The following is a 19,765-nucleotide window of genomic DNA, read 5'->3' on the forward strand; positions in this document are numbered from 1 at the left end:
CAGCTTCAGGAAGAAATCATAAAAAAGCTTTAGTGCTCACAAAAAGGCACGTAAAACGTGGGCACAGCAACTACAACAAAATCATTCGGTTAGTATTGCTATGAATTGTGCCATTGTTGGCTTAAGCCGTTGTGCTTACTATTATCAACCTAAGTTACAGGATGATTCAGTGATTATTTCGGTGTTGAATGCTATCACAGACCGGCATTTACGCTGGGGCTTTCCTAAATGCTTTAATCGTATTAAAAAGCTCGGCTATAAATGGAATCATAAACGGGTGTATCGGGTGTATTGCCAATTAAAGCTTAATCTCAGGGTAAAGCGTAAAAAACGTATTCCTCCACGATGCCTGGAAAGGTTATTAGTCCCCAATAAACAAGGTGAGTGCTGGTCAATGGATTTTATGAGTGACAGTAGTCGTAATCAGCGTCACTTTAGGACATTCAATGTCATCGATGACTTTAATCGTGAGGCGTTAGGCATTGATATTGCAGTAAGCTTACCAGCAGGGAGAGTTACCCGTTACTTAGATAAATTGGCTGAATATCATGGGTATCCATTAAAAATACGCGTCGATAATGGGCCAGAATTTACAGGAAAAACCTTTATAAACTGGGCTAAATCACATAATATAACCATTGATTATATCCAGCCCGGTAGCCCTTATCAAAATGGCTATATTGAACGATTTAATCGTACCTATCGTACTGAAGTACTCGATTTATATCTTTTTAACAACTTAGCACAAGCAAAGAGAATAACCGAAGAATGGCTAACGATTTATAACACCGAAAGACCGCATGAGGCATTAAATAACATGACACCGATTGAGTATAAAACACTAAAACAGGCAGCTTAATTTTCTACGTAAGTTGTGTACTAAGTTTGGGATAACATTCAATTTATAAAGCTCATGGAGCTTTATTTGCTATGATATTATTTTTTGCGATAAAAATGGCTCGCATTGGGGCTGGATAGCCTTCAATTGTTTTGGTTGAATCATCTGGATCTAAAAAGTCGGCAAGAGAATCTGATGTCATCCATTCTGTTTTGCGTTGTTCATCAAAATTAGTTAATGATATATCAACCATTTTTACATCTGAAAACCCGCATTTTTCCAGCCAATTAATCATTGTAGGAGTAGAAGGTATAAAATAGACATTACCCATTTGTGCATAACGATCACCTGGCATTAACGCTTGATGTAATTCTCCATCAATAACCAAAGTTTCAAGTACTAGTTGTCCACCTTCAACCAATTGATCCTTCAATTGGAATAAATGATCAAGTGGCGATCGACGATGATATAAAACCCCCATTGAAAATACGGTATCAAAAGCATTAAGTTTAGGGAGATGTTCAATTCCAAGTGGTAATAAATGTGCTCGCTGATCGTTACCTAGTAGTTTACGAATAGCCTCAAATTGGCATAGATAAAGCGCCATAGGATCAATTCCGACAGCGAGTTTTGCTCCAGCGCCAATCATTCGCCATAAATGATAACCACTGTTACAACCCACATCTAAAACAATTTTATCTTCTAAACAATCAATATGTTTAATTAAGCGTTCCCATTTCCAATCTGAACGCCATTCTGTATCAATATCAATTCCATACAAGTGGAAAGGGCCTTTGCGCCATGGCATCATATTTTTTAATAATTGCATTATCCTTTGCTGTTCACCCGTAGAAAGAGACTCTTTTGATTTCGCTGTAACACTATGTAATAAATCAATTTGATAAGGTGAGATGGATGGTAAATGTTTAATACTGTTGAGCCATTGATTAAAGCGACTATCTATGTTTTGTTTTTGCCAATTTGCGAGTTGTGCAGGTAATACTTCAAGCCAGCTACTAAGTCTATTTTTTGCGATAATCTGGTAAAAATCACCAAAATCAATCATTCTGTTATCCTTTATCAATTACGCTTAAATTAATCTGTTATTTTATGGCAATAATAGAGCCAAAATTAAAACATTGGAACCAAGTGTCAATGTGTTTAAAACCAGCTTCAGATAGTCGCTGTTTATGTGTTTCGATAGTATCAGTTAGCATGACGTTTTCTAGCATGTTACGTTTTTGGCTGATTTCAAGCTCACTATAGCCGTTAGCACGTTTAAAATCATGATGCATATTAAATAGTAATTCATCAATGCAGGTATCACCAAAGCTAAATTTTTCAGATAGGACTAAAATACCATTTGGTTTTAACGCATTATAGATATTATTTAAAACACGTTGACGATTTTCAGGGGTTAAAAATTGTAAGGTGAAGTTAAGTACAACCATTGATGCATTTTGCATGTTAATATGGCAAATATCATCACAAATTACATCTACAGGTGTGCTTGATTTGTAGGATTCAATATGCCGCTTACAACGTTCAACCATTGGCTGAGAATTATCAACCGCAATAATATGGCAATTTTCTTGATTGACATTGCGTCGGATAGATAATGTTGCCGCGCCTAAAGAACAACCTAAATCATAAATCATTGAATTGGGTTGTACAAACCTTTCAGCTAGTATGCCGATCATTGAGATGATATTAGAATAGCCAGGAACAGAGCGCTGCACCATATCAGGAAAAACTTCAGCAACTTTTTCATCAAAAGTCCAATCTCCCAATTTTTCAATAGGTGTGATGAATAATTGGTCTTTTTTAATATCCATAAAAAGTTATTGGTACGAAAAAATAATTTTATTATGATATCATTATTTATATTTAATTGTTCAAATAATTATGAGTTTTGTTAATTTTTTCTATTTTGTTTATGGTTATTGTGATTAGTTCGCTTAATGACTCGTTCTGAAATTGTGGTGATTGATATCGTATTAAAAAAGTACACAATAAATAGATTTATCTAAATAGGAATTTTACTTTGTCTTATCAACTTATTGTTAATAATGATCAGCTAGCTGAGTTTTGTTCAAAAATCGAAAAAAGTTCAGCGATTGCATTAGATACAGAATTTGTACGTACGTGTACATTTTATCCACATTTAGGTCTATTGCAGGTCTTTGATGGAAAACATGCTGCATTAATTGATCCAATCACTATTAGCGATTGGCAAGATTTTTTAACGATCTTAAAAAATCCTAAAATTGAAAAGTATTTCCACTCGTGTAGTGAAGATATTGAGGTTTTTCTTCATTACTTTGGAATGGTGCCGACTCCTATTATTGATAGCCAAATATTGGCTTCTTTTTTAGATAATCCGTTAAGTTCTGGTTATGCCTGTTTAGTAAAAAAATATTTAGAAGTAGAGCTAGATAAAAGTGAAACTCGAACAGACTGGTTAAAACGACCATTAACCGAAAAACAGTGTGAGTACGCTATTAATGATGTGTTATATCTTTTTCCATTAGTAAACATTCTAAAATCACAATTAACCGAAAATGATTATTTGCAAGCCGCTTATCAAGAGTGCCAAATGGCGGTGGTTCGTAAATGTACAGTGATAGATCCAAACAACGCTTATCTAAATATTAAAAATAGTTGGCAATTGAAAGGGAAAAGTCTAGGTCAATTGTATAAATTAGCAAGTTGGCGATATAATTTGTCCAAAGAGCAAGATATCGCTTTAAATTTTGTTATACGCGAAGAAGTTTTGTGGAAAATAGCACGTTATTTACCGTCTTCATTAGCTGAACTTGATAAATTAGGGATGAAAGGTAAAGAAATTCGTTTATATGGGCAAAAAATTCTCGATATTTTATCTGAACCGATACCCGAGGTACCACTTATTCGTAGAATTAATACTTATCCCGATTTCAAGAAGATCTCGGATGAATTAAAAAAAGCGGCTCAAATCATTTCATCAAAAACAGGGCTTAATCAAGATTTATTACTTTCGCGCCGATTAATTAATCAATATATTAAATGGAAAATTGATAAAAAAGGTGACGTACCAGAAATATTAACTGGTTGGCGTCAACCCTTGTTTAGTAAATATTGTTTGTGACATCAGTATGCTATTTTTGAAAAGAGTTTAGGCTAGCTCGCTTAACATTGATTCAACAATTAAGGACGATTGTGTGGCTGCAAGTTTTAAAAATGACTGAAAATCCATTGCTGATTCATTATCACCATTATCTGAGATTGCTCTTACCACTACAAACGGTACCTTAAATAGCCAGCAGACATGCCCAATTGCTGCGGCTTCCATTTCTACCGCTATGGCATTTGGAAAGGTTTGTTTGATCCGTTCTAATGTATCTTTACCATTAATAAATGCATCACCACTACCAATTGATCCTTCAACTGCATTAACACCTTGTTTTTTTATACATGATTTGGCTAATGATTGATATTGTTGGCTTGCTTCAAATACAACAGGGCAACCGGACATTTGCCCTGGTTTATAACCAAAAGCGGTTAAATCGACATCATGATAAAATACGTCTTTTGATACGATAATGTCACCAATATTGAGTTCGGTTGAAAGTCCTCCAGCTGAACCCGTATTAATAACGGCATCAACCTTGTAATTATTTAATAATAATGTTGTGCCTGAAGCTGCGGCTACTTTACCAATGCCTGATTGAAGTAGAACTATTTCACAACCAGCAATTTGACCAAGGTGAAAATCACAACCTAAATGGCGTTCAACTTGATAATGGGTAATTTTACTTTTTAATATGGCAACTTCTTCTTCCATTGCAGCAATAATAGCGATTTTCATACGATCCTCTGGCTTAGTTTGGGTAACTTCTATTTAAGTGTGATATCATAATTGCAGAAGATTAGCTTGACAATATATGAATAAAACGGAGATAAAAATTGAAAACAATTTTTATTACAGGCTGTTCAAGTGGAATAGGACTTATTTCAGCCATTGCATTAAAAAAACGTGGTTATCGTGTTATTGCGTCTTGTCGCAAAAAGTCTGACCAGCAAAAATTAATTGAACAAGGATTTGAAACTGTATTACTTGATTTAGATAATCCTGATTCTGTTCATTTAGCCGCTAAAGAAGTGTTAACTATGACAGGCGGGCAATTATATGCATTATTTAATAATGCCGGCTTTGGAGTATATGGGCGATTAGCAACAATTAGCCGAGAGCAGTTAGAGTCTCAATTCTCAACCAATTTCTTTGGTGTACATCAGTTAACTCAGTTACTACTTCCTGCAATGCTTGCAGAAAATGAAGGACGTATTATTCAAACCAGCTCAATTGTTGGCATTGTTGCCACTCCTGGTAGAGGAGCTTATTCAGCAAGTAAATATGCTTTAGAAGCATGGTCTGATGTACTAAGATTAGAATTAGCTAATACCAATATCAAAGTTAGTTTAATTGAACCGGGGCCATTAAAAACGCATTTTTCAGATAATGTTAATCAAATAGAAAAAGAAAATATTGTAAAAAATCCACCTATTGCCAAACGATTTACGTTACCGCCAGAAGCTTTGTTACCTTACTTATTTCATGCGCTTGAACATAGAACTCCAAAAATACGTTACAGGGTAACAAAAATAACAAAAATAGCGGCTATTACTAAACGTTTGCTTCCTGATAGATTAATGGATAGAATTTTAAAAAATAAATAATGAATCAAAGTATTCTTAGGACATAATATGCAAAATCAATTTATTTTTGATGTTAATGAACAAAATATTCAAGAGATTATAAAAAGATCTTCTCAATCCCCTGTGTTGTTTTATTTTTGGTCATCAAGAAGTCCCAATTATGAAGCAATGACTCAAACTTTAACTAAATTAGCTAATGAACATCATGGTCAATTTATTTTGGCAAGTGTTAATTGCGATGAAGAGCAAATGCTGGCTGCTCAATTTGGTTTGCGGGCCATTCCAACTGTTTATTTATTTCAAAATGGTCAACCTGTAGATGGCTTTCAAGGTCCTCAATCCGAAGAAACCATTAAAACTTTTTTAGAAAAAGTGCTACCAAATGAAGATGAGCTTAAATTAATTGAAGCACAAAATTTATTTCATGAAGCTAAATATGAAGAAGCATTACCACTGTTACGGCAAACCTGGAAATCATTAACCGATCATTTGGGTAAACCGAGAACCGATATTGCATTAATGCTAATAAAATCACAAATTGAACTTAAACAGCTAAGTGAAGCAAAAGAAGTGCTGGCAACTATTCCGCTACAAGATCAAGATTCAAGCTATCATGGATTACAAGCCGAAATTGAATTACTTGAACAAGCTGCTAATTCTCCAGAATTACAACAATTACAGGCAGAATTTGCTCAACATCCTGATAACGTTGAACTAATGATTCAATTGTCTTCCCAATTAATGCATGTAGGGCGTCATGAGGAAGCATTAGAGTTGTTATTCAAACCATTGACAAAAGATATTAATGCTGGTGACGGGCAAGTGAAGAAAACATTACTCGATTTATTGGCGGCATTAGGAACAAGTAATCCGTTAGCTAGTAGTTATCGACGTAAATTGTATACTTTATTATATTAAGATTTATGAAATTTAATAAAGCGAAAGGATTCAACAATAAACTATTGTTGAATCCACTTTATTTAGTGTTCAATAATGCGGGGAAAATCTTCGTTACTGCGTAATGTTAAGACTTCAACACCATTTTCAGTAACCAAGATAGTGTGTTCATACTGAGCCGAAAGTCCATGATCTTTGGTTTTAACCGTCCAGCCATCTTTCATGGTACGAGTACGCCAGTCACCAGTATTTACCATTGGTTCAATGGTAAAGGTCATTCCTGGTTTTAAAATTACACCGCCGTCATCAGCGTCATAATGTAAAACTTGAGGTTCGTCATGATAGACTTCACCAATACCATGACCACAATATTCACGAACTGAAGAAAAACCAAACTTATCGACATATTTTTGTATCGTTTTACCAATTTCCTTTAAACGAATGCCAGGTTTGATAATTTTAATCGCCTCGTAAAGGCTCTCTTGTGTAACTTGGCATAATTTTTCACCTGTGATAGTTGGCTTACCAACAATGTACATTTTAGATGTATCGCCATGAAAACCATCTTTAATAACTGTCACATCAATATTTAGAATATCGCCATCTTTTAACTTTTTGTCAAAACTTGGAATACCATGACAAACCACATCATTAATTGAAATACAACTAGTATGTTGATAACCATGATAACCAATATTAGCCGGAATAGCTTTTTGGACATTGACGATATGTTCATAACAGATCTTGTCTAGTTCACCTGTAGTAATACCGGGTTTAACATAAGGCTCTATCATTTCTAAAACTTCAGCAGCGAGTTTGCCTGCTATACGCATTTTTTCTATTTCAGCAGGGGTTTTTAACTTTATAGACATTAATTTTTTCCTTTAATATTAATGGCAATATCCTATCATACAGCACTATTTCGTCAAATTATACCAGAGAATTAATTATACCTTTTTCTTATATTCCTTATTCCTATAATTTTTTGTAAAAAAGTTTCAGGAAAATATATGTTTTAGTATAAAATTCAAAACTATTCTTATATTCGTTCGATATTCTGTATATAATTATACCCATTATAAAAAAGGCTTTAATCGCAATGCAATGTCACTTTTACCAACAAAAAAAGTGTTTATCTTGCCAATGGATAGAACATCCTTATCATGTACAACTGGCAGAAAAACAAAATAAGTTATTACAACAATTAACTCATTTTAAACCAAACGAGGTTAAAGAACCTTTTGCTAGTCATGAAACCGCTTTTCGTAATAAAGCAAAGATGGCAGTGTTAGGCAGTGTTGAAAAGCCCGTTTTAGGAATACAAACGGAGAATGAGGCAGTCGATTTATGTGATTGTCCTCTTTACTCAAACAGTATGCAAAATATCCTAAAACTTATTCGAACTTTCATTCGTAAACAAGGGCTTATTCCTTATAATATTAATAAGCGTAAAGGGGAGTTGAAATTTGTTATAATTACTGAAAGTAAAATTGAGAGTACGAGCAACTTTATGTTGCGATTTGTTTTAAAATCATACAAGTTTGTTGCTAAAATAAATGATTCTATTAAACAATTACAAGACAAAATTCAAAACTTAGACGTAATCTCGATAAATATTCAACCAAATCATGCGGCTATTTTAGAAGGTGAAGAAGAAATAGTCTTAACTGATAATTCATTTCTTCCGATAACTTTAAATAACACTCCTCTTTTTATTAAACCTAAAAGCTTTTTTCAAACAAATCCATATGTTGCCAGCAGCCTTTATAAAACAGCAAGTGACTGGGTCACAGATTTACCTATTCAGTCTATTTGGGATATGTTTTGTGGGGTAGGTGGTTTTGGGTTAAGTTGTGCTAACCTTGTTGCTGAGAAAAATATTAGCCTTACAGGTATTGAAATTAATTCAGACGCAATAGAGTGTGCAACTAAATCAGCAAAAAAATTAGGTTTTAAACAATTAAACTTCAAAGCATTTGACGCAACACAATACGCTACAGCTCAAAAAAATGTACCGGATTTAGTTTTACTAAATCCCCCAAGACGAGGGGCAGGTAAAGTACTTATGCAGTATTTGAAACAAATGGCACCTAATTATATTATGTATTCAAGTTGTAACTTATTTTCATTAGTTGATGATTTAATGTTACTGCCAAATTATCAAATCCAAAAAGTAAAATTATTTGACATGTTTCCGCATACTTCACATATGGAAGTATTAATTTTATTGCAACGATTATAAATAAAATAGATTTATGATAAATATTATATGTGCTATTTCCTATCCATGAAATAGCTGTTATTTTTTAAAAGTTGTCATGCTTTTAAGATCAAATTATTTGTAATAAAAATAGTAAATTATAGTTTTTAGGATTGCTATATTACGACGTATAATGCTTTTTATTCCAAATGTTGTCATAAATTAGCCCATCGCATAATTTTAAATTATGCTAATATAAATATCAAATAACTAAATTTTAAGGAAGCGCAAAATATGATTCCTGATGTTTCAAAAGCACTTAGTTGGTTAGAAAAACACTACACCATTTTACAAGGTATTCAACGTGGTATTGAACGAGAAACTTTACGTATTTTGCCTGATGGATCATTGTCAAAAACGCCATTTCCTTCAAAAATTGGTGCTGCGTTAACCCACCCTTGGATAACAACTGATTTTGCCGAATCAATGTTAGAATTTATCACGCCAGTTAATACTAATATAGATTATATGTTGACGTTTTTGCGCGATTTGCATCGTTATGCTAGCGTAAATATTGGTGATGAAATGATGTGGCCTTTAAGTATGCCTTGTTTTGTTGCAAACAAAAAAGATATTATTCTTGCTCAATATGGTACTTCTAATGAAGGTCGCTTTAAAACGATTTATCGTGAAGGATTGAAAAACCGCTATGGTGCAATGATGCAGACCATTTCAGGTGTTCACTATAATTTTTCACTACCAACTGCATTTTGGCAAGCAAGAGAAGGGGTTAAAAATACCGAAGAAGGTAAAGCTATAATTTCTGAAGGTTATTTTACCTTAATACGAAATTATTATCGTTTTGGTTGGGTTATTCCTTATTTATTTGGTGCATCGCCATCAATGTGTTCTTCATTTATTCAAGATCCAGTTAAAGCACAAGCCTTTATTGAACAAACAAATGGCAACTGCTATTTGCCTTATGCAACTTCTTTAAGATTAAGTGATATTGGATACACCAATAATGCTCAAAAACAGCTTGGTATTACTTTTAACCATTTGGAGACATATGTAGAGGGACTAAAACGTGCAACGCGCACAGAGTCTGCAGATTTTGCTAAGTTAGGAATTAAAGTGGATGGGCATTATCGCCAATTAAATGATAATGTATTACAGATTGAAAATGAGTTTTACGCACCTATTCGACCTAAACGAGTGCCAATGGCAGGGGAATCTCCATCGGATGCACTTTTGCGTGGTGGTATTGAGTATATTGAAGTAAGAGCATTAGATGTTAATCCATTTTCGCCAATAGGAATTACTGAAGATCAAATACGTTTTATAGATCTATTTTTAATTTGGTGTGCACTAGCACCAGCCCCAGAGATGAGTAGTAAAGAACTTGAATGTGCTAAATTGAATTGGAATAGAGTCATAATAGAAGGGCGAAAACCAGGACTTGAGATTGGTATTGGCTGTGAAAGTAATCGAGAGCCATTATCTAAAGTTGGTCACGAATTATTTAAAGATTTGTTACGTGTTGCTGATGTTTTAGATCATCAAGATGATATGCAGCGTTATCGTAATGTTTGTGAACGTCTAGATTTAATGTTTGATCAACCTGAATTAACTTTATCAGCAAGAACATTGCAAGCAATAAGTGATTTAGGTACAGCAGAATTTGGTTTAGCTTTAGCAAATCAATATAAAAAACAGCTTATGGTAGAACCTTTAGCATTATTAACCGAAGGTGATTTTGTACAACAACGCAATTTATCTATTGAGAAACAGGTAAAGAAAGAGCAGAATGATACTCTATCTTTTGATCAATATTTAAAAAATTTGAACGACAAAAATGTTTAAAAAGCGCTGTTATACTTTACGATATCAGGCAAACAACAAAGTTGAGTTGATTTTTCCTTATCAACAAATAGCAGTAAATAGACCGTTAATTGATCAAACATCGTTTTCTATTTTAGTTTGGAATATTTTTAAACTAAGAAGGGCTGATTGTCTTGATATGCTTAAACACTATGTTGATAAAACTAAACTTATTATATTACAAGAAGCACAAACAACATCGCCGTTAATTAATTTTATTTCACAGCATAATAAAATTGCGGATCATGTTCCAGCATATTGTTTTAATGACATTTATGCTGGAGTCATGACAATTTCTGATTCATTACCAACCTCACTTTTTTCTTTTAGAGAAAAAGAACCACTAATCCGTGTTTCTAAATCTGCTTTAGTCACTATTTATCCTATTAGCAATTCCAAGCAGCAGTTATTAGTTGCTAATATTCATGCTGTAAATTTTAGTATTGGCGTAAAAGTTTATCGTCAGCAAATACATTTGCTATTAAATCATATAAAAGAGCATACTGGTCCAGTTATTTTAGCGGGTGATTTTAATGCATGGAGTCGGCAACGATTAAATTTGTTGTATCATTTTGTTCGTTCAATTGAACTTAAGCCGGTTAATTTTTTAGTGGATTCTCGAAAAAGATTTATGGGCAGACCGCTTGATTTTGTGTTTTACCGAGGATTACAACTTAATGCGGCTGAAATTATTAGTACAACCGCATCAGATCATAATCCTTTATTAGTGAATTTTAGATTGGATTTGCATTGACAAGATTAATTGTCAATATATCACCTTCTTGAACTCTTGAATTCTTCAGATTATTCCATTGTAATATATCGGTAATTTTCACACGATAGTTTTGAGCTATAGAGTAAAGACTATCTCCTGCTTTGACAAGATAAGCAATCTTTTTCACATTTTTAGAGAAACTTTCTTTACTCACAATACTGCTGTTTTTAATGAAACCTGATCTAAATTCAAATGGCATATTAGCACGAGGGAGATCTTGTAAAAGTTCTGTAATTTCATTCGCAACTAGGTTTTCTGCTTGTAGTTTCTTGAATAAATCTTTAGCATGAACATAAGGAACTAGCAAATGGAAAGGACCGTTTACTGTTTGTTTCACATATCCAGCATTATATGTCATTAACTCGTCAAGTGATAGTTCTGAGTATTTAGCAATTTTAGCTAATGAAATATTTTTAGATATATCAATTCTAACGAGGGAATTTTCATAATTACAATCAGGTAACTTGATGCCATATCGTTTGCTATTCTTAACAATATCAATAATTGCTAAAATTTTAGGAACATAGTGCATAGTTTCTGTTGGTAAGTCTAGTGACCAATAATTAATTGGTAAACCTTTAGTTCGATTTTTCTCAATAGCTTTTCTAACTCGTCCTTCGCCTGCATTGTAAGCGGCTAAAGTTAATAGCCAATCGCCATCAAAACGCTTATTTAAATCTTGTAAAAGTGAAATGGCTGAGTTAGTAGATGCAATTAGATCTCTACGTGCATCAAATGAACTACTTCGTTGTAGTCCATATTCTTTAGCTGTAATAGGAACAAATTGCCACAATCCTGCTGCGTGAGCAGATGATGTAGCAAGTGGATCATAAGCGCTCTCAATAAGAGGAATTAAAGCTAGTTCAGTAGGTAGATTATTTCTACGAAGTTGATTGATAATATAATAAACATAAGGCTCTGAACGTAAAGCAATCGTTTCAAACCCTTTAGGATTACGTAGTAATCGTTCCCTTTCTGCATTAACTCGGCTATTTTCGGGAACATTTGTATCAATCTGATTAAGCATATATTGCCATGGATTCTGAGTGATAGATACATAATTACTGGAACTATTAGTATTATTAGCACTGTTTTTTGAATACTTTATTCTAACAACAGGATTATATCTTGACCCATGATGCTGACATGCGATTAAAAACAAACATAATATTGTAAAAATTAATAATTTTTTCATTAGTCCGTAAGTTTTGCCTAAATTAAGCTCAATAGTATACCTAAAAAATGTCTTTTTGGCTTCTAAAAAAAACAAACAAATCTAATTTGTTTTTAAATTTAAACTTCTTTTGCAATTCTTTTTCATGACATCGCATGAATAAGTTAATGTTTTTTTCGTCAGACAACTTAGACGGTAACGTCATTGATTTATTAGAAATGGAATCTAAATAGTTTTTGATGTTTTTGTCATCGGGCAGCATTTGGGACGCAAATGCTAAATTTGATAAAGTATATTCATGACCTGCACAGATTAAAGTATCATTAGGCAATTGTTTTAAATGCTTTAAAGAATTTAACATTTGTTCATGAGTACCTTCAAAAATCCTTCCACAACCGGCTGAAAATAAAGTATCTCCAGAAAATAAATAGGGCCTGCAATAATATGCCAAATGACCAAGAGTGTGCCCTGGTACTTCTATAACTTCAAAACTAAAATCACCAATACAGACTTTATCTTGTTTAATAAGATAATTAATTGGTAAATTGATTTCACTTGGACCGTAAACATCAATATCTTGGTATTGAGCTTTTAATTGGTTTACTCCTCCAGTGTGATCAATATGGTGATGAGTAAGTAAAATTCCAAGGGGTATTAATTTATGCTTATTAATATAATTAATAACAGGTTCTGCTTCCCCAGAATCGATAATTATGGCTTGGTTACTGGCATTGGTTAGAATCCAAATATAATTATCCTTTAAGGATGCAATGCTATGTAGTTTATACATTTTAATTTTTTACCATTAATTATAAATTATGTCGTTAAAAGCAAATAAACTTTTTAAAATTGAATAAAAATATTTAATTAATACATTAACCATTTATGCATTGTTCAAATATAGTATCTTGTAGTGTAGGGGATTGAGCTTGTGTTTTAGCTATAATGTCACAACGCTCGTTTTCAATATGCCCAGCATGACCTTTGACCCAAATCCATTCAATTTTGTGAGTTTGTACTACTTGATCAAGTCTTTTCCATAAATCAACATTTTTTACTGGTTTTTTGTTGGCGGTCTTCCAACCATTTTTTTTCCAACCATGTATCCAATTAATAATTCCATTTCGCAAATATTGACTATCAGAATATAATTCAATTTGACAAGGCTGCTTTAATTGCTCTAAAGCAACAATTGCAGCTAATAATTCCATACGATTATTCGTAGTTTTAAAAAAACCTTCTGATAATATTTTTTCGTTTGTTTTATATTTTAAAATTGCAGCATAACCACCAGAACCGGGGTTACCTAGGCAAGAGCCATCAGTATATATTTCAATTTTTTTTAACATCTTTTTAATTTCATTTATGACTATTTAAATTTTTTATTAATTTATTTACTGTAATTCTGTGACTTAAGTAAATTAAGAACTATATTAATTTTTGAATGTATCAACTTTAAGGAATTTTGGTGCTAGACTATACCACTAAATAAAAGTTTTTCCCAACGATTGATATAAAAGAGAAGAAAGTGATCCATAATTCTACACGACAAATTGTATTAGATACTGAAACGACAGGTATGAACCAAGAAGGTAATAATCATTATGAAGGACATAAGATTATTGAAATTGGCGCTGTTGAAATTATTAATCGACGTTTAACTGGTAACCATTTTCATGTTTACATAAACCCCGAACGCTTAATTGATGAAGATGCATTTAAAGTGCATGGAATCAGTGATGATTTTGTTAAAGATAAACCTATATTTAAAAATGTTGCTCACGATTTTATTAAATTTATAGATGGTGCCGAGTTAATTATCCATAATGCATCATTTGACGTAGGTTTTATGGATTATGAATTTCGTCTTTGTGGTCTGGATTTTAAAACAGCTGATCATTGTATTATTACTGATACCTTGGCTATGGCAAGGCGTTTGTTTCCAGGTAAACGTAATAATTTAGATGTGTTATGTGAACGTTATCAGATAGATAATTCCCACCGAACATTGCATGGTGCATTATTAGATGCTGAGATTTTAGCTGAAGTCTATTTAGCTATGACAGGTGGGCAAACGACATTGTCTTTTAGTTCTGAAGATAATAACTCATCTTTATTAGAATCTAATTCAATTAAAAGAGTAGAACGTAATGGTGTGCCTTTGAAAGTAATCAGAGCCACAGGACATGAACTTTCTGAACATGAGATTATTTTAAAAAAAATTGACAAAAAAAGTGGGGGAGCATTGTGGAATATAAATTAATGATTGTTTTGTATTCAATTGATCGTATATTTTAAAAATTTTATTGACGAGAATAAAAATAATCTTTAATATCACGCCTACTTTAACGTTTCGACGTTAAAGCTATCAAATAAAGCGGAGCGGTAGTTCAGTTGGTTAGAATACCTGCCTGTCACGCAGGGGGTCGCGGGTTCGAGCCCCGTCCGTTCCGCCAATTCAAATTTTCTAATTGCACTTTTATAATATAATCAACATCGCCATAATTGAATTGAATACTGAAACCTTTCTAAGTCACATTTAATAATGTTTAAAAAATGGTTTTTTATAATTATGGGTAGTGCTTCATTTTTATTGGGACAGTTAGTATTTTCGTGCAGCTCCTACCAAAAGTGCTTTTTTATTTATTAACGACCTATTTTTTGAACAATATCTCAGATCGTCTTTATAGCTATTTTACTGATAATCATTACTATCAAACTTATATATAAAAAAAGAAAGCAACAAAAATAAATTTGTTTGAAATGTTAGCAATGGCCTTAATTGTATTGTAAATACCTTTTATTTTATTATTTTAGGAAAAATTAAGAATGCAGTAGGGTATATGGGCAGTAAAAAATTACAGGGTAAGTTACCCTGTAACAAATGTGAGCCTAACTGTAAATAATTTTATTTAAGATTTTTCTTAATTTCTATAGCAAGCATTGGGTTCCACATGGCACCTGTAGCACTCATGATAGCATCGGCTCCATTATCAATAAACTGACGATAATGTTCACTAGAACTAACACCACCAACACCAACAATAACAAATTTTAGATCCATTTCTTTTCGATATTTAGCTAATCTACTTACCATATCTAAACCAGCCCAACGAATTGCATCTCCACAGACACCGCCTTCTTTTCTATTTTCACCTAAGGCAGGATTACCTTTAGCATCAACTGGTTTAGCTGACAGTGTGTTAATTGCACTTAAGCCGTCGATAATAGAACCGACACGAGTCAATAAAGAAACGATCCTTTCATCATCAGGGAAATAGGCTAGTTTTAAAATAAGTGGGCGATCAGGAACAGCTGTTTTAATAGCGTTAACAATGCGTTCGACTTTATCTATATCAAAGCAAAGTAGTTTACTTGCTCCTTCGTTTGGGCAACTTAAATTTGCTTCAAGAATAGGCGCATTGGTTTCTCTAACTAATTTTGCAGCTAAAGCATAATCGTTTTCTATTGCTTCATTGCTTTGCGTCCCCTGAAAACTACCAATTACATATTGCCCATGACCTGCAGATTTTACTGCATCAGCCATATCTGGTTGCCAAATATCTGGAGAAAAAGAAGGAACCCCAAAAGAGTTGGTAATTGATAGAGGTTGATTGTAAGCAGTATCAGCTAATACTGTATCTAAATTACACGATAATTTACCTTTAGGATGAACTGATAACACATTCGGTAATGGATGACATTTATGTAGTTTTGTTCGAACTGTTTTATATACGCATAAATCAAATCCATAGGCAAATGCAGCTTTTATGTAGTTTGCATTTAATAAAGGACCTGCCGGTATACCAAATGGTAAATTAACGTCATGGTTTAAAAATTTTGAAGATTTTGTTGGGATTTGCTCAGCTTTATCTAATTGTGTAAAAAGCCCAAATGGTCCTTGAGCATAATTATCTTCGTAGCTTATAGAAGGATTATAAAAAGGTGTTAAAGATTCCATACTATCTCCTGATCATGCATGTTCTTAAAGTGAAGTTGGGTATTAAGTTGTAATAAAAATAAAATGAATAAGGTTTTAGAGTCCAAAAAAAATCCTCCATAAGGAGGATTAAGAAATAGGAACAATAGAGAGTAGAAAGATGGGGTTGATTCAGAACTGCCAATTGGAATTAAAGACATTAAGTTATTCTCTATTGTGTAAATTTGTACACATTTTATCTGAATAAAATTAAAGTTCAATATAAAAATCATAAAAATATTTAACCAAATGAAAAGGTTATAGTATTTTTTTCTAGATTTTAAATCATAAATCCGACAATATAATCTCTCTAAAATACCCAAAATAAGCATGACCTTATCCTATTTATCGTGATAATTTTATAATTGCTTAATAACACTAAAAAAATTTCTGTCTAAAAAATGATACTTGTTGTTATTAATGTAGATAATCCATGTGGAGAGTAACTATTGTTAATGTTATCATAATTAAAAAGTTTAAATACTAGTGAGTAGGTATATAAAAATGAAAAATGAACATATTTTTAGTCCGATAACTCTACCTAATGGAGTTGAACTAAAAAATCGTATAATGATGGCCCCAATGACAACTTGTTCTGGTTTTTATGATGGTTCAGTTACTCAAGATCTAATTGAATATTATCGTGTACGATCTGGTGAAATAGGGACAATTATTGTTGAATGTGGATTTGTTGATAATAAAGGATTAGCTTTTCCTGGTGCAATTGGTTTAGATAGTGATGACAAAATTGAAGGATTAGCAAAGATTGCGAAGGCAATCAAAGAAAAAGGCTCCAAAGCAGTAATTCAAGTTTACCATGGAGGGCGAATGGTTGAGCCAAAATTAATTGGTGGACAATCGCCTGTGGGGCCAAGTGCAATATCAGCACCACGCCCTGGTGCAGCAACACCAGTAGCATTAAGCGCTGATGAAGTCGATGAAATGATCGAAAAATTTGGCCAAGCAGTGCGACGTGCTATCCAAGCTGGATTTGATGGTGTTGAAATTCATGGTGCCAATACTTATCTTATTCAGCAATTCTATTCACCAAATTCAAATCAACGAGATGATAAGTGGGGGGGAAATCGTGATAATCGTACTCAATTCCCTTTAGCAGTCTTAGATATCACTCATAGTATGGTAAAACAATATGCATCTCCAGAGTTTATCGTTGGTTATCGCTTTTCTCCAGAAGAATTAGAAATCCCAGGCATTCGTTTTGATGACACAATGTATTTGCTTGAAAAATTGGCCCTAAAAGGGCTTGATTATGTCCATTTCTCAATGGGAACAACGCTTAGATCATCGATTGTTGATACTCAAGATCCAACTCCATTAATTAAAAAATTTGTTGCGATGCGTTCACCAATTTTATCAAAAATTCCTGTTGTAGGTGTCGGTAATGTTGTTCATCAAAGTGATTTGGATAGTGCCATCGACAATGGCTATGATTTAGTTGCGGTTGGTCGAGCTTGCATTGCTTATCCTGATTGGGTTAGTCGCATAAAGAAAGGTGAAAAACTAGAGCTATTTATCAATAGTGATAAACGTGAAGATCTGAATATCCCTGAACCTCTATGGCATTTTTCGCTTGTTGAAAGTTTGATTCGGGATGTGAACCTTAATGTTAAAAAATTCAAACCTGGTAATTATCAAGAAAAAGTTAATGATGAATCTTATGAGTTTTTGATTAATGTTGAATTAGGAAATGATTTTATCAAAGATATACAACTCGTTAATGCTAACAACTTTGATAGCGAAGTATTAAATAATTTTACTGAAATTAAGCATCGAATTATTGACTCTAACAGTCCACATGTTGATGCTATTTCTGGCGCAACGACACAATGTGAGGTATTTAAAAAAGCTGTAACTAAAGCGATGGCAAAATCTAATAAAGAAGCAATTATTGCGGAAGGTGGTGATCCAAATGACCAATCCTTTGATGTTGTGGTTGTTGGTAGTGGTGGAGCAGGGCTTACTGCTGCGATCCAAGCTCATGATCTTGGTGCAAATGTGGTTATTGTTGAACAAATGTCTGTAATTGGCGGTAATACCAATAAAGCTTCAGCCGGTATGAATGCGGCAGAAACCAAATTCCAAAAACTCAAAGGTATTACAGATAGTAAAGAACTCTTTTATAACGAAACGATGACAGGCGGAAAAAATAAAAATAACCCTGATTTATTACATTATTTTGTTGAAAATGCACCAAATGCCATTGATTGGTTAGATGAAAATGGTATTGAATTAAGTGGTATTACAACAACTGGTGGAATGAGTATTGATCGAACTCACCGCCCTGAAAGTGGTGCTGCAGTAGGTGGTTTTTTAATTAGTGGCCTAGTTAAAAACATCAATAAGCGTGGTATTGATGTTATGCTTGATACTGTAGTTACTGAAATTATGACAGAAAATAATAAAGTGGTTGGTGTTAAAGTTTCAGAAGAAGATGGCTCAAATCACGTAATAAAAACAAAAGTAGTTATTATTGCAACTGGTGGGTTTAGTGCCAATACCACAATGGTTGAAAAATATCGACCCGATCTTAAAGGTTTTGTCACCACTAATCACAAAGGTGCTACTGGTTCAGGCATTATGTTATTGGAAAAACTTGGTGCAGGAACCGTTGATATGGAAGAGATTCAAATCCACCCAACGGTTGAACAAACAACATCTTATTTAATATCTGAATCGATTCGAGGTGGAGGCGCAATACTTGTATCACAAAATGGTCAACGATTCGTTAATGAACTTGATACAAGGGATAAAGTTTCAGCTGAGATTATAAAATTACCTGAGCACTATGCTTATATCTTATTTGATCAACAAGTCCGTAATGAAAACAAAGCAGTGGAAGAATATGTTTCAAATGAACTTGTATCACAAGCAAATACCATTGAAGAATTAGCACAAAAATTATCAATTGATACTAATAAATTAACTAAAACAGTAAAGCGTTATAATCAGTTTGCTATTACCAAACAAGACGAGGATTTTGGCCGAACAACAGGTATACGTCATCCAATAGAAAAAGGTCCTTTCTATGCAATAAAGATCGCACCGGGCGTTCACCATACCATGGGGGGAGTGACAATCAACACCCAAACACAAGTCCTAGATGCTAATAAAAATATCATCCAAGGGGTCTTTGCCGCAGGCGAAGTTGTTGGCGGTGTACATGGTGCTAACCGTATTGGTGGCAATGCTGTTGCTGATATCATTATTTTTGGTAGACAAGCGGGTAAAAAAGCTGCTGATTATATTAAAAATTAAATTATTACAACTAGCTGAGCTTGTTTAATATGGTGTATTCGAGATATGAA

The 19,765-nt window shown here is 33.3% G+C and carries 16 protein-coding genes, 1 tRNA gene and 1 pseudogene; 10 read left to right on the forward strand and 8 right to left on the reverse strand.

Annotation, left to right across the window (positions count from 1 at the left end; translation table 11 throughout):
• Positions 1-58: 58 nt before the first annotated feature.
• Positions 59-859: pseudogene (locus A9G43_RS05825) on the forward strand (IS3 family transposase); the annotation flags it as partial.
• A 52-nt stretch (positions 860-911) separates the two neighbouring features.
• Here A9G43_RS05825 and cmoB read toward each other — a convergent pair.
• Both cmoB and cmoA read right to left on the reverse strand, forming a co-directional pair.
• The gene (gene cmoB, locus A9G43_RS05830; RefSeq protein ID WP_065607413.1) at positions 912-1,904 is read right to left on the reverse strand and encodes a tRNA 5-methoxyuridine(34)/uridine 5-oxyacetic acid(34) synthase CmoB; all 993 of its coding nucleotides are present in this window, start codon (positions 1,902-1,904) and stop codon (positions 912-914) included.
• Positions 1,905-1,941: 37 nt separating this feature from the next.
• Positions 1,942-2,673: a carboxy-S-adenosyl-L-methionine synthase CmoA gene (gene cmoA, locus A9G43_RS05835; RefSeq protein WP_065607414.1), complete on the reverse strand. Its 732-nt coding sequence runs from the start codon at positions 2,671-2,673 to the stop codon at positions 1,942-1,944.
• 209 nt (positions 2,674-2,882) lie between these two features.
• Here cmoA and rnd point away from each other — a divergent pair, with 209 nt between their 5' ends.
• Positions 2,883-3,965: a ribonuclease D gene (rnd, locus tag A9G43_RS05840; RefSeq protein ID WP_065607416.1), complete on the forward strand. Its 1,083-nt coding sequence runs from the start codon at positions 2,883-2,885 to the stop codon at positions 3,963-3,965.
• A 27-nt stretch (positions 3,966-3,992) separates the two neighbouring features.
• Here the strand turns inward: rnd and A9G43_RS05845 are convergent, their stop codons facing one another.
• Complete coding sequence (locus A9G43_RS05845) at positions 3,993-4,685, reverse strand: 5'-methylthioadenosine/adenosylhomocysteine nucleosidase (RefSeq protein ID WP_065607417.1); 693 nt, start codon at positions 4,683-4,685, stop codon at positions 3,993-3,995.
• A 98-nt stretch (positions 4,686-4,783) separates the two neighbouring features.
• Between A9G43_RS05845 and A9G43_RS05850 the strand changes: the two genes are divergently transcribed.
• Positions 4,784-5,554: an SDR family oxidoreductase gene (locus A9G43_RS05850; RefSeq protein ID WP_065607419.1), complete on the forward strand. Its 771-nt coding sequence runs from the start codon at positions 4,784-4,786 to the stop codon at positions 5,552-5,554.
• A 27-nt stretch (positions 5,555-5,581) separates the two neighbouring features.
• Positions 5,582-6,451: a co-chaperone YbbN gene (locus A9G43_RS05855; RefSeq protein ID WP_065607421.1), complete on the forward strand. Its 870-nt coding sequence runs from the start codon at positions 5,582-5,584 to the stop codon at positions 6,449-6,451.
• 62 nt (positions 6,452-6,513) lie between these two features.
• Here A9G43_RS05855 and map read toward each other — a convergent pair whose 3' ends face one another.
• Positions 6,514-7,302 carry a type I methionyl aminopeptidase gene (gene map / locus A9G43_RS05860; RefSeq protein ID WP_065607423.1) on the reverse strand — a complete coding sequence of 263 codons (789 nt, stop codon included), beginning with the start codon at positions 7,300-7,302 and terminating at the stop codon, positions 6,514-6,516.
• Positions 7,303-7,529: 227 nt separating this feature from the next.
• Between map and rlmC the strand changes: the two genes are divergently transcribed.
• The 3 genes from rlmC to A9G43_RS05875 all read left to right on the forward strand — a co-directional run bounded on the left by rlmC (position 7,530) and on the right by A9G43_RS05875 (position 11,265).
• A complete protein-coding gene (gene rlmC / locus A9G43_RS05865) occupies positions 7,530-8,672 on the forward strand; it encodes a 23S rRNA (uracil(747)-C(5))-methyltransferase RlmC (protein WP_065607425.1) in 1,143 nt (380 codons plus the stop codon).
• Positions 8,673-8,924: 252 nt separating this feature from the next.
• Positions 8,925-10,493, forward strand: a complete 1,569-nt coding sequence (gene gshA, locus A9G43_RS05870) for a glutamate--cysteine ligase (protein WP_065607427.1) — start codon at positions 8,925-8,927, stop codon at positions 10,491-10,493.
• On the forward strand, positions 10,486-11,265 hold the full coding sequence (locus A9G43_RS05875; protein ID WP_065607428.1) for an endonuclease/exonuclease/phosphatase family protein: 780 nt from the start codon (positions 10,486-10,488) through the stop codon (positions 11,263-11,265). Before gshA ends, A9G43_RS05875 begins: the two co-directional genes overlap by 8 nt.
• Here the strand turns inward: A9G43_RS05875 and A9G43_RS05880 are convergent.
• The 3 genes from A9G43_RS05880 to rnhA form a co-directional block, all read right to left on the reverse strand.
• Positions 11,246-12,313: a transglycosylase SLT domain-containing protein gene (locus A9G43_RS05880; protein WP_065607430.1), complete on the reverse strand. Its 1,068-nt coding sequence runs from the start codon at positions 12,311-12,313 to the stop codon at positions 11,246-11,248. The two genes, A9G43_RS05875 and A9G43_RS05880, sit on opposite strands and share 20 nt — an antisense overlap.
• Positions 12,314-12,521: 208 nt before the next feature.
• Positions 12,522-13,250 (reverse strand): hydroxyacylglutathione hydrolase, encoded by a 729-nt coding sequence (gene gloB, locus A9G43_RS05885; protein ID WP_065607433.1) that lies wholly within the window; start codon positions 13,248-13,250, stop codon positions 12,522-12,524.
• An 85-nt stretch (positions 13,251-13,335) separates the two neighbouring features.
• Entirely contained in the window at positions 13,336-13,809 is a 474-nt protein-coding gene (gene rnhA, locus A9G43_RS05890) for a ribonuclease HI (RefSeq protein WP_065560902.1), read from the reverse strand.
• 179 nt (positions 13,810-13,988) lie between these two features.
• Between rnhA and dnaQ the strand changes: the two genes are divergently transcribed.
• Positions 13,989-14,723, forward strand: a complete 735-nt coding sequence (dnaQ, locus tag A9G43_RS05895) for a DNA polymerase III subunit epsilon (RefSeq protein ID WP_255306974.1) — start codon at positions 13,989-13,991, stop codon at positions 14,721-14,723.
• A 116-nt stretch (positions 14,724-14,839) separates the two neighbouring features.
• Positions 14,840-14,916, forward strand: a tRNA-Asp gene (locus tag A9G43_RS05900).
• A 452-nt stretch (positions 14,917-15,368) separates the two neighbouring features.
• On the opposite strand, the gene A9G43_RS05905 is transcribed toward A9G43_RS05900, so the two are convergent.
• Positions 15,369-16,421, reverse strand: coding sequence for a dihydroorotate oxidase (locus tag A9G43_RS05905; RefSeq protein ID WP_065607435.1), 1,053 nt, complete (start codon positions 16,419-16,421; stop codon positions 15,369-15,371).
• Positions 16,422-16,943: 522 nt separating this feature from the next.
• Between A9G43_RS05905 and A9G43_RS05915 the strand changes: the two genes are divergently transcribed.
• Positions 16,944-19,715 carry a flavocytochrome c gene (locus A9G43_RS05915; protein WP_065607439.1) on the forward strand — a complete coding sequence of 924 codons (2,772 nt, stop codon included), beginning with the start codon at positions 16,944-16,946 and terminating at the stop codon, positions 19,713-19,715.
• Positions 19,716-19,765 lie beyond the last annotated feature (50 nt).

Source organism: Gilliamella sp. Occ3-1 (assembly GCF_001690655.1).
Classification (GTDB): Bacteria; Pseudomonadota; Gammaproteobacteria; order Enterobacterales; family Orbaceae; genus Gilliamella; species Gilliamella apicola_P.